This is a genomic window from Acidimicrobiales bacterium, assembly GCA_035531755.1.
GTDB lineage: Bacteria > Actinomycetota > Acidimicrobiia > Acidimicrobiales > UBA8190 > DATKSK01.
The window spans coordinates 1-11418 of sequence record DATKSK010000069.1; the positions used below are offsets into that span (position 1 = coordinate 1).

Here is an 11418-nt window from a genome sequence, read left to right on the forward strand (position 1 = left end):
AACCCTGTCCGGGAAACATACCCTCACGACCGGCCAGGTCGGCCCGCCCATCTCCGGGCAGCCCACGACCTGCAACCAGGTCGTCCCCACCTCATCGACCATCGCCGGTTGTACGACCAGCACCAACGCGGCCACCGACGCCGCCAACTTCCCGTGCCCGCCCACGGCCGCCCAGCAGGCCGCCGGCTTCACCTGCGTGCTCGCCATCGGCGACCAGGCCGGTGACCGGGCCATCGGCACCATCCTCTTCGGCAACGAGACGCCGCCGACGTCGTCCACCACGTCCACCACCGGCGGGGCCACGACCACCACGGGGGCGACCACGACCACGGGGGCGACCACGACCACCACGGGCGCCACCACCACGACCACGGGGGCGACCACGACCACGACGGGCGCCACCACCACGACCACGGGGGCGACCACGACCACCACGGGCGCCACCACCACGACCACCGGCGCCACCACCACCACGCAACCGACCACCACCACGACGCAGCCCACCACCACGACCACGGGGGCCACGACCACCACGTCGCAGGCCACCACCACGACGGTGCCGGTCGTCACGGTGTGGGTGCCGACCAGCTTGCCCTTGTAGGCACCCGAGCTCGGAATGGTCACGATGGCCAGCGGCGAGCAGCTGACCGGGACGTCTTGGCCGAGGAAGAGGATCACCGGCTGGGCGGTGTCCGAACTGCACTCGATGATCGAGGCGAGGGCGCCGGGCGAGAACCCGGTCCCCGAGACGTTGACGACGTTGCCCGCGGAGAGACCGGAGCAGATGGGTGCGGAGGGATTGCTGTTGTCGCACGTCACACCGGCCGCAGTCGTCGTCAGCGACAGGGTGGTGGTGGCGCCGGCCGCGCTGGTGACGTTGGTGGCGAGCAGGACGCCGCCACCCGTTATGGCGAACACGCCGATCGTCGCCAACAACCTCGAGGTACGCCTCAAGCGCTCCACAAATCCCCCCCTAGTCGGACCGTGGGGGGCGGGGCCAGATGGCCCCGCCCCCACGCGGTTCCCGATGCTTCACCTTCACTTCAACTGCGTTTCCTGCATCCAGATACTTGGTGCGAGTTGCCCCTGGTTACAGCGTTGCGTTGCTGTTCCCGCCGATCTGGGCGGAGGTCATGCCCTGAGCGACGAGCAGGTCGGCGATGAAGCTGCCGGTCGACGTCCCGCCAGCGTCAGTCGTGAGGCACGCCAGGATGCTCGCGGTCTTGTCGGCGTACGTCCCATTCTTGACCATACCGGTGATCTGGAAGCCCACGGCCGCCCCGCAAGCACCACCGACCACTTCGCTCGACCCCTTGGTCTTGAAGAGGACCGGAGAACCACCGATGGTGAAGCTGATGGTCTTGAGGGTCTTCTTGAAGCCGGTGCCCGAGGCGGTGAACTCGGCCCAGGTGCCCTCGACGTACTTCACGCCGGTCGCCTTGTTGTAGCGCGGGTCGGTCTTGAGCAGCTTGGCATTCTTGCCACCGGCGATGTTCAGCGACGTCGCCACCAGGGCCTTCGAACCGGTGCAGGTACCACTCGTGCCGGTGACGTTCGTGTTGTTCGACAGCTTGGAGGACGTGGCCACGCCAGCTGTGGTGAGCGGGGTCCCGAACGTCACGGTGCCGGCGAAGTTGGCGCAGGCAATCGGGTTCTGCACGACCTTGGCGAACGCCGTGGACTGGGTTGTGGCCAGAGCACCGGCCGGAAGGGCGACTGCGAGAACGCCCATCAGGATTTTGCGACGCATGTTTTGTTGCTCCTTTGGTTGGTTTCTGAACAGTTCAGTTCCTGACACGCATCCCCCCCCGGTTCTCCCGCGGCATGACTGCGCAGTCGGCCGAGGGGGTGCATCCCGGCAAACGGCGTGGCCCGATCGGCCCGACTTCCACCGCGAGCAGAAGACCCTCCCAGCCCCCTTTCCCCTCGAGCGGGCCCCGACACGAACCCGACGCCGCCACGAATGGCGCGCCAACCACCTCGATGCGGACCCCCGCAACCGTTTCTTCCGGCTCACCATACGGAGGCGGGTCAACCGCCACATCGTCACGATTGAGGAAATCGTGCCCGAAGGGCCGCCCGCCGCCGGTGAGCCGGGATCCGGGGTGGCTGGCTTGTAGCCGACCGGTGACACTGCGTGACGGGGAACGGCGGCCGCACGACGGCCGCAGGGGCGGCCGGAACCGTAAGCTGGCGGGCTGTGACGGGGGGAACGAAGCGGGGCCGGCTGGTCAAACGCGTGGCCGTGGCCTTCGTGAGCACCGGCCTGCTGCTCCTGTCCTTCGTCGCCTACCAGCTGTGGGGCACGGCCCTCTACGAGCACCACGCCCAGGACCAGCTCCGCACCGAGCTGGCCCACAAGCTCCACACCCCGACGACCACCGCGCCCCCGACCACGACGCCGGGGGCCACCAGCACCACCGCACCCGCCCCGGTCGACCAGGTGGCCCCGACGACCCCCGACCCGGGCGTGGGCACCCCCATCGGGCTGCTCACGATCCCCCGGATGGGCATGAACGGCGTCGCCATCGTGGAGGGCACCGACGAGCACCAGCTCCAGCAGGGACCGGGGCACTACGTCGGCACCTCCCTGCCGGGCCAGGCCGGCAACGCCGCCATCGCCGGCCACCGCACCACCTACGGGGCCCCCTTCTACGACCTGAACAACCTCCAGCCCGGCGACCCGATCTCCATCCAGACCTCGCAGGGCGTCTTCGACTACCAGGTCGTGGGCTCCCACGTCGTGGTGCCGAGCGACGTCACCGTGCTGGCCCAGTCGAACACGCCCGAGCTCACCCTGACCACGTGCAACCCGCGCTACAGCGCGGCGACGCGCCTCGTGGTCACGGCGACCCTGACCAAGACGACCGTCAACCCGGCGAGCCTGCCGACCACCACGACCACGCCCGCCAGCTCCTCGACCACCGGCCCGACCCCGAGCACGACGGCCCCGAGCCTCGCCGGCGGCGCCGAGGGCGGCGGCCTGGGCGGCGGCCTGGGTGGCACGAGCACCGGGGGCGAGGTGCGTCAGGCGATCCTCTGGGGTGCCCTGACACTGGTGGGGGCCGTCCTCGGCCTGGTGGCCTGGCGTCGGGGCCGACGCCCGTGGTCGTGGGTGGTGCTGGCCACGGGCATTCCGCTGGTCGTGGGCGGGCTCCTGCTGTGCTTCCAGCACATCAGCCTGGCCCTGCCGCAGAGCTTCTGACCCGCGCTTCCTGAGAGTCAGCCCAAATTTCGTCATATTTTGCTTGCCGAGGCGAAAGCACTTGGCCGTCGTGGCCCTCACCGGGTAGTTTTGGCAGCTGAGGGTCACGCTCCGTGGTGTGGTAGGGGGGGTGCGGGGGCGCCGCTATGGCAAAGTGACGACGTTCGCTGAACGCGTGGAGGACGGGGGTCGGCGGCGGCGGGTGGCCGTCACCGCACCGGTCGCGTCCGCATCCGGGCCCGGGCCCGAGGGCTCGCCCCAGCCGATGAGCGACGACGCCCCGGGGGGCGCGGCCAACGCCACCGACGCCACCGGCCAAGGGGGAACGTCGGCCACGGCCCTGGCCGAGCGGCGCACCTGGGCGCCGGGCTCCGGCCACAACATCATCGCCTGTGTCGACGTGCAGCCCGCCACGAGGGGCGGCGTCCAGCCGGAGCGCAGCGACCTGCTGTGGCGACTGGCGCTGCGGCGCATGGAACGCTGCATCCGCCCCGACGACCAGGTGTGCATGCTGGGCGGCCCCCGCGTGGCCGTCGTCCTCGGCAACGGCTCGGACCGCGTGGCGCCCGGCGCCCTCGGCAAGCGCCTGGCGCGCGCCCTGGGCGACCACCTCGCCGTCGGGGCCACCGGTCTCGACCTGCGGGTGGCCATCGGCGTCGGGGCGGGAACGACCGACGTGGAGCCGACGGCGCTGGCGGCGGCCGCCATGGCGTCGCTGCGCCTGACCCGCGGGTCGTCCCCCACCGACGACCACGGCCGGGCCGCCCCGTTCGTCGCCGTCACCCACGTCCCCGACCACCAGGCCCTGGCGCTCCGCAGCCCGCTGCCGGCCGTCGACCCCGAAGCGGCCGAGGCCGCCGAGGCCTGCCGGCGCAAGGCGGCTCGCCACCCGCGGCGCCTCGACCACCGCATGCTCGTGCCCCTGTCCGACGAACTGGTCCTGCCGCCGTCGGCGACGGCCGCCCCCAACGGCTGGAGCGCGCCGGGCATCCTCGACAGCCGCTCCGTCCTGTCGGGAGCGGGCCTGCGGGTCCTGTTCGTGGACCCCGAGGCCAACCCCGACCACAACCCGCGGCCCGTCATGGAGGCCGTGGCGGCCATCGCCCGCCGGTTCGGGGCGCGGCCGGTGGTGTCCCCCGCCATCGACACCGACGCCGTCCTCCTCGACCTGTACCTGGCCAAGCCCGACGTGGTGGTGGTGGTCGTGCAGGCCGAGATGCCCCGGTACGGCGCCGCCCACGACTCGCACTGCTCCTGGGACCGTCCGGCCCGCATCACGCGCGCCCTGCGCGAGGCCGGCACGCCGGTCATCGCGCTGAGCGTCGGCGCCAGCGCGGCGGCGCTGGCCGTGTGCGTCGAGCAGGGTGCCATCGGGCTGCTGCACACCGACCTGCTCGCCCAGGAGCTCGCCCGCCAGGCCGCCCGGCGGGCGAGCGCCAACGGGGGGTCCCCCAACGGGTACGACGAGCACCGCGGGCCCGGGCAGCTGCCGGCGCCCTACGACGCGCTGGTGCACCTCACCCCGAGCGAGCGCCGCGTGCTCTTCCACATGATGGAGGGCCGCTCCGCGGCGGAGATCGCCACCGGCCTCGTGGTGTCGCTCACCACCGTCCGGTCGCACATCCGCTCGATCCTGCGCAAGCTCAACGTGAATTCGCAGCTGGCCGCGGTGGCCCTCGCCTTCGGGACCCTGCCCGACTACGCGGTGGCGGACTGAGCTGTGACGTCGGCGGTCGACCGAGGCCCGGGGCGGTGGCGGACCGAGGCCGGACTTCCATCACCGACACGCCCGCGGTCGGTTGGCTAATGTGCCGCAGATGACCCCGTTGAAATGGCTCGCCGCGGTGCTCGGCGTCTTGGGCCTGATCGCCCTGGTCGTCGGCATCATCTACTTCTCGGTGCCGGCGCACTCGCTGCCGTCGTTCCTCGGACCGCTGCAGCGGGTGAAGGCCCACCGCAAGCGCCGGGGCGAAGCGGCCATCGCCGGCGCCGTCGTGCTGTGGGTCATCGGGGGCATCCTGTTCTACGTCGACAAGCGCTCGTCGACCAAGGCTCCGAGCGACCCCGTCGCAAGCTGACGGACGCCCCCGCCGTGACCCCGGTCGGGGCCCGGCCCACCGTCCTCGTCGCCACCGCCTGGCACCCCCGCCGGGTGCCCCCGGTGCCGCCCCCGGTGTCGACATGCCACGCCTGAGCGCCGCGCCGCGTGTCGCGCCCCGCCTCCGGGGGCTCCTCCTCGGCGTGGTCGTCGTGGTCGCCGGGGGGTGCGGCGCCGCGGCCAGGAGCACGGCGCTCCCGGCGGGCACGGCGCCGGCCGGCGGCCGGGCCTACGTGTGCAACTTCGCCTCCGACGCCCTGCCGGGAACCACCATCACCCCCATCGACCTCGCCGCGGGCCGGACCGCGGGCCGGGTCACCATCGGCTCGCTGCCCTCGGCGGTGGCGACGACCCCCGGCGGTGGTCGGCTCCTCGTCGTGGCGCAAGGTGCCGACGTCCTCGTGGTCCTCGACACGGCGAGCGACGCCGTGATCGGCCGGGTCCCGACGGGCCTCGAGCCCGACGCCGTGGCCGTGACCCCCGACGGCAGGACGGCCGTGGTCGCCGACCTCGGGGACGGCACCGTCACGCCGGTGGACCTCACCCGCCTGCGGGCGCGCCGCCCCATCGCGGTGGGCAGCCGGCCCGACGCCGTGGCCGTCACCCCCGACGGCAGGACGGCCGTGGTCGCCGACTTCGGGGACCGGACCGTGACCCTGGTGGACCTGTCCACCATGACGGCCGGGCCCCGGGTGCCCGTCGGGAACGAGCCCGACGCCGTGGCCGTGACCCCCGACGGCACCACCGCGGTGGTCGCCGACTTCGGCGACGGGACGGTCACGCCCGTGGACCTGGCGACCCGGCGTGCGGGGTCGCCGGTCGCCGTGGGCCCCGGCCCGACGTCGGTCGCCATGGCCCCGACCTCCCCGGCGGGCGGGCCGGCGGCCTGGGTCGCCGTCGGCGCGTCCCTCGTCCCCGTGGCGATCCCCGGGCTGGTGGCGGGCGCGCCCGTCGCCGTCGGCCACCTGGCCGAGGCGCTGGCCGTCGACGGCGGCGGGCACCGGGCGTGGGTGGCCGGCCTGGACGGCGCCGTGACGCCGATCGACCTGGCGACGGGGCGCGCCGGCCGGTCCGTGGGCGTGAAGGGCCGGCCCTCTGCCATCGCCGTGGCTCCGCCGTGGCACTGACACCGAAGGTGGCGGCGCCCGGCGCGCCGGACACCCGCCCCGTGACCGACACACGACTGGACTGGCCATGAAACTCAGCGTGCTGATGCCGGTGTACAACGAGTCGGCGACCCTCACCGCCGCCGTGGCGCGCGTGCTCGACGTGCAGTACCCGTGCGACATGGAGCTCGTCATCGTCGACGACGGCAGCACGGACGGCACCGACGCCATCGTGGACGCCCTGCCCGCGGCGGTGGTGCGCCACCACCACCCCGCCAACCGCGGCAAGGGGGCGGCCGTGCGCACCGCCGCCGGGCTGGCGTCGGGCGACTACGTGATCGTGTGCGACGCCGACCTCGAGTACACGCCCACCGACATCCCGGCCCTCCTGCACCCGATCCTGCAGGGCGAGGCGGAGGTCGTGTTCGGGACGAGGACGTTCGGCAGCCACACGGCCTACTCGTTCTGGTACGTGGTGGGGAACTGGGCCGTGACGATGGCCGCCAACGTCCTGTTCAACGCCTGGCTGAGCGACCTGGAGACGTGCTTCAAGGTCATGCCCCTGGCGCTGTACCGCGACCTCGACCTCCACGAGGAGGGTTTCGGCGTGGAGCCCGAGATCACGGCCAAGCTGCTCAAGCGCCGCGTCCGGCCCTACGAGGTACCCATCACCTACCGGGCCCGCGGCCGCGAGGAGGGCAAGAAGCTCACCTGGCGCGACGGCGTCCAGGCGTTGTGGATCCTGGCCAGGATCCGGTTCCTGGGCGGCCGGTGACGGGGGGACCGGTGACCGGGCGGCCGGTGACGGGGGGAATAGTCATTTCTGACGACGACAGGAGGCAGGGCCCGGTGATTCGCTGGACCGTCGGCCGGTGGGCCCGCCCGGTCCCGTTCCGGGCCGCACGGCGTCCCGCCACGGCCGCTCGGGGGAGGGACGCATGACGAAGGGGTCGCCGCGACTCGGAGGCCCGGTGCTCGCCTCGGCTCTGCTCGTGTCCCTGTCGCTCCTGGCAGCCACACCGGGCGCCGGCGCCGGCTTCGGCCCCGCCGGCCTGGCGGCGGCCCAGCCGGTGGTGTCGACCTCCTGCGCGACCACCACCACGTCGGCGCGCCACGGGCGCCTCCTGGGCGTCGTGGCGCCACGCGCCGTGCCCGGCGGTGCCGCCTGCGGCGCCACGGCACTGGCCCCGAACGCCCAGGTGCGCACCGCCCCTCCCACCACAACGTCCGGCCCCGCGTCGACGCGCAAGAGCGCCGCGTTCAGCGGCTCCCCGCCCCTGCTCTACCACGGGGGCCCGCTCATGGGCACCGGCACCACGCCGGGCGACGTCACCGTGGTGCCGATCTTCTGGGACCCCGCCAACACCATGAGTGCCGCCTACAAGAGCGTGATCACGACCTACGTGGCCAACGTCGCCGCCGACGACGGCAAGCCCACCAACGTGTACTCCGCCGACCTGCAGTACGGCGCCGGCTATCACGTCCACGCCGGGACGGCGATCACCGCCACCGGGGCCATCACCAACGGGTGCAGCCCGGACTCCGGGGCCGTCTACAGCGACAACTCCGGGTACTCCGAGTGCGTCACCGACGCCCAGATCCAGGCCGAGCTGAACAGCGTGCTCAGCGCCAACTCGCTCCCCCACGACCTGGCCCACTCCTACATGGTCCTGCTGCCCAAGGGGGTGGAGTCCTGCTCCGACGGGCTCGACAACGCCCAGGGCGGCCAGTGCACCATCAGCCAGGGCGGCGGGACGTTCTGCGCCTATCACTCCAACACCGCCGCCGACGCCGTCTACTCCGACCTCCCCTTCCCCATCTACAGCTCGCCCACCGGGTTCACGTGCGGCTCCGAGGCGTCGCTCGGCACCAACCAGTCCCCGAACGGCGAGCTCGACGCGGACGTGGTGCTCGACGTGTTCAGCCACGAGCTCAACGAGTCCATCACCGACCCCCTGGGCAGTGCCTGGTTCGACCGGGCCGGCAACGAGATCGCCGACGACTGCGCGGCGACCTACGGCTCGGCGCTCGGCGGGAGGCCCGGCGCGCTGTACAACCAGACCATCAACGGCGCCCACTACCTCACCCAGGAGGAGTTCAGCAACGAGGACTACCACGCCTCCAAGAAGACGGGCTGCATCCAACGCGTCGACCTCCCGATCGCCGCATTCAAGGTGGCCCCCCGGGCGCCGCGGGTGGGACGCCCCGTCCGGTTCAACGCCAGGACGTCCAAGGGCAGCATCGTCGCCTACGCCTGGAACTTCGACGGCGCCGCCACGGCGTCGGGCCGCATCGTGAAGCACGCCTTCGTCACGAGGGGCACCCACTTCGTGACCCTGACGGTCACCGACGCCACGGGGATGCAGAAGCAGACGACGGCCTTCGTCGTCGTCCACTGACAGTGTCAGGACACCGCCACCACCCGCACGACGAAGCGGCGTCGCACGGCCGCCACCGCCATGCAGTGACCGCCGGGGCGGGTGCAGAGGATCCCTGACGGCCCCACCGCCGTGACCGTGGCGACACCCACGGTGCGAGCCGTAAAGGCCGTGCAGGTGGCGTGGCGGGGGCAGGCCACACCGGCCGGACCACCCGTTCCCGTGGGGGCGAGCACCCCGGGGGCATCGGAGACGGGCCGGCCCCAGGGGACGACCCGGCCGTCGCGACCGTACGAGGCGCTGACGAGCGCCACGACGACGGTCTCGCCCACGGTGGCCACGGTGGGCGTCGTCGTCGACTGGGTGATCACCACGCGCGACGGCGACGGCGACGGCGAACCACCGCAGGCGGCGCCGACGGCGCCCACGCCCACGGCGACGACGCCCACCATCCCCCGGCGCAACCGCACGGGCACCAGCTTCCACCGCACCGGCTCGGCTCGTCGAGCCGACCCCGGACGCCACCGCCACCACACGTCGTTCACCCCTGTGTAGACGACGGACAGGAGCGGCGCGTTCCCGTCCCGGGCGCAGAGCGTCACTGCCGGAGTCGCCGATACTCCCGGGTCGTCAATAGTGAGGGACGCCGGGCGGCGTCAGGTCGGCGTCGGGGTGAGCGTGCCCGGCGCCTGGGTGGGCATGGTCTGCGACCGCGCATGGAGGATGGGGTACGGGCGCACCCTGGGATTGTCCTCGACCAGCTGGCCGGGCAGGCACTCGCTCAACGGCCGCTTAGCCAGGTTGGTCGTCACGGTCGGCAGGGTGGGAGGCGCCGTGACCGGCTGGGTCAGGTTCGGCAGTGCCGCGGTCAGGTCGCCGGTCACCGATCGCCGCCAGGCGGAGAGGTTGGGGACGGGCACGCCGAACAGGGTTTCGAGGAACCGGAGCTGCGACGTGTGGTCGAAGGTGTCCGAGCACACGTACCCGCCGACACTGAACGGCGACACCACCGTCATGGGGACCCGCACACCCAGACCGATCGGCCCGGGGATCCCGCCGGCGTCGGGGGGGAGCGGGTTCACCGTCACGTACTCCCCCGGCGTGCCGATGGGGGCGGTGGGCGGCGACACGTGGTCGAAGAACCCGTCGTTCTCGTCGTAGGAGATGAACAGCACCGTGCTCGCCCACACCGAGGGGTTCGACAGCAGCGTGTTGAGCACCTGCTGGGTGTACCACTCGCCCAGGACCGGCGCCGCCGGCGGGTGCTCGTCGAACCCCAGGCCCGGGAAGAGCCACGACACCGCCGGCAGCTGGCCGGTGGCGACGTCGTGGGCGAAGTCGTTGGGCCCTGCCTGCCCGGCGAGAATGCTGTTGGTGTTGGGCCCGTAGTACCCGAAGGCGTTCTGGTAGAGCGTGCTCGCCGGGTTCTGGTACTGCTGGAAGTACAGCAGGATGTTGTCGCTCACCAGGAGGGCCAATCCGCCGCCGGGCTGGTAGACGGAGCCGACCGGGTTGTACGCCTTCCACGACACGTTGTTGGCCGACAGGCGCTCGGGCATGGAGTCCCAGCTGCAGGAGAACTGCAGCGTGGAGAGCTCGTTGGTCGACAGGATGGGGCCGCCGGCGAGGCCGTCGGGGTCGTTGGTCCCCGACATGTGAAAGAGCCGGTTGGGATGGGTCGGGCCGAGCACCGAGCAGTGGTAGTTGTCGCACACCGTGAACTGCTTGGCCAGCTCGTAGTGGAACGGGAGGTCTTCCTCGGTGTAGTAGCCCATCGTCATGGTGCCGCGCCTGCGGCCCTCGTCCCAGTTGGAGGTGTGGGTCGACACCCAGCGGTCCATGTGGCCGTAGTCCCAGCACACGTGCTGGGTCACCCATGTGTGGGAAAGGTCGTAGGTGCACTCGCCCTTGCGGTGCTTGGTGTCGATGTGGAACGGCAGGAGCGTCGGCGCCGCGCCCCGCGGCCAGGGCTGGGCGAAGACGCCGGGGGTGTTCGGGGCGTGGTCGTCGAAGCCGCGCACACCGCCCAGCGACCCGAAGTAGTGGTCGAAGGAGCGGTTCTCGAGCATCAGGAAGACGACGTGCTGCACCGCCCCGAGGTCCCCACCCGCCGGCTTGATCCCCGCCGCCCGGCGGACGGTGTCCTGGGCCAGCTCCCGGCCCTGGGGCGACTGTGAGAACGCCAGCGCCGCCGCGGCCGCCGCTCCCGCACCCCCCGCCAATACCTGCCTACGACTGACGCGCGCACTCACTGGCTCTCCCCCGTCTCCCCAGGGCGCGCCGGACTCCCTCCCGCCACGACCTGCGCCCATGCAAACACAGCCCCGGCGGAAGCCCAATCGCCAATAATGACGAGACGCCGGGCGGGCGATGATGTGCTGGCCGCCACGCCTCGCCACACCGTTCGACCTGGTCAGACGGGGCCGCACCCCCACCTTCGGCCACCGGGGTGTCAGCGGCGCCGCCCCGCTGCTGCTGGGAGCCAACCGCCGTCTGCGAAGATGGTCCGTCGGCGCCGCGGCCCCGCGTCGACCGGGAAGGGGGGTCCCCGCGTGCAGGTGCTGGCTCAGGCGAACCCGGGGAGCGCCGCCCGTTCGGGTGCCGGGGGGGGCGACGGCCACCGGGCGGGCT

10 protein-coding genes are annotated in these 11418 nt (G+C 72.5%); 6 read left to right on the plus strand and 4 right to left on the minus strand.

The features are described from left to right. On the minus strand, positions 1-918 hold a 918-nt coding region (locus tag VMV22_13840; protein ID HUY23414.1), incomplete at its 3' end, for a hypothetical protein. A gap of 172 nt (positions 919-1090) precedes the next feature. Beyond that, the gene (locus VMV22_13845) at positions 1091-1732 is read right to left on the minus strand and encodes a hypothetical protein (GenBank protein ID HUY23415.1); all 642 of its coding nucleotides are present in this window, start codon (positions 1730-1732) and stop codon (positions 1091-1093) included. Positions 1733-2200: 468 nt separating this feature from the next. On the opposite strand from VMV22_13845, the gene VMV22_13850 reads away from it, so the two are divergent. From VMV22_13850 to VMV22_13875, 6 genes are all read left to right on the plus strand, one after another. After that, entirely contained in the window at positions 2201-3205 is a 1005-nt protein-coding gene (locus VMV22_13850; protein HUY23416.1) for a class E sortase, read from the plus strand. Between the two features lie 265 nt (positions 3206-3470). Next, entirely contained in the window at positions 3471-4922 is a 1452-nt protein-coding gene (locus tag VMV22_13855; GenBank protein HUY23417.1) for a LuxR C-terminal-related transcriptional regulator, read from the plus strand. Positions 4923-5022: 100 nt separating this feature from the next. Beyond that, positions 5023-5283, plus strand: a complete 261-nt coding sequence (locus VMV22_13860) for a hypothetical protein (GenBank protein ID HUY23418.1) — start codon at positions 5023-5025, stop codon at positions 5281-5283. 103 nt (positions 5284-5386) lie between these two features. After that, positions 5387-6430, plus strand: coding sequence for a hypothetical protein (locus VMV22_13865; GenBank protein ID HUY23419.1), 1044 nt, complete (start codon positions 5387-5389; stop codon positions 6428-6430). A 67-nt stretch (positions 6431-6497) separates the two neighbouring features. Next, entirely contained in the window at positions 6498-7184 is a 687-nt protein-coding gene (locus VMV22_13870; protein ID HUY23420.1) for a glycosyltransferase family 2 protein, read from the plus strand. 163 nt (positions 7185-7347) lie between these two features. After that, a complete protein-coding gene (locus VMV22_13875) occupies positions 7348-8808 on the plus strand; it encodes a PKD domain-containing protein (protein ID HUY23421.1) in 1461 nt (486 codons plus the stop codon). A gap of 5 nt (positions 8809-8813) precedes the next feature. Here the strand turns inward: VMV22_13875 and VMV22_13880 are convergent, their stop codons facing one another. Together VMV22_13880 and VMV22_13885 are read right to left on the minus strand one after the other, a co-directional pair. Next, on the minus strand, positions 8814-9278 hold the full coding sequence (locus VMV22_13880) for a hypothetical protein (GenBank protein ID HUY23422.1): 465 nt from the start codon (positions 9276-9278) through the stop codon (positions 8814-8816). A gap of 165 nt (positions 9279-9443) precedes the next feature. Then, the gene (locus tag VMV22_13885; protein HUY23423.1) at positions 9444-11009 is read right to left on the minus strand and encodes an alkaline phosphatase family protein; all 1566 of its coding nucleotides are present in this window, start codon (positions 11007-11009) and stop codon (positions 9444-9446) included. Positions 11010-11418 lie beyond the last annotated feature (409 nt).

Excerpts from the sequence above, each read along its gene's own strand:
- VMV22_13845 (HUY23415.1), bottom strand. The coding sequence starts at position 1,732 with ATGGGCGTTCTCGCAGTCGCCCTTCCGGCCGGTGCTCTGGCCACAACC.
- VMV22_13875 (HUY23421.1), top strand. The coding sequence starts at position 7,348 with ATGACGAAGGGGTCGCCGCGACTCGGAGGCCCGGTGCTCGCCTCGGCT.
- VMV22_13870 (HUY23420.1), top strand. The coding sequence starts at position 6,498 with ATGAAACTCAGCGTGCTGATGCCGGTGTACAACGAGTCGGCGACCCTC.
- VMV22_13865 (HUY23419.1), top strand. The coding sequence starts at position 5,387 with ATGCCACGCCTGAGCGCCGCGCCGCGTGTCGCGCCCCGCCTCCGGGGG.
- VMV22_13855 (HUY23417.1), top strand. The coding sequence starts at position 3,471 with ATGAGCGACGACGCCCCGGGGGGCGCGGCCAACGCCACCGACGCCACC.
- VMV22_13860 (HUY23418.1), top strand. The coding sequence starts at position 5,023 with ATGACCCCGTTGAAATGGCTCGCCGCGGTGCTCGGCGTCTTGGGCCTG.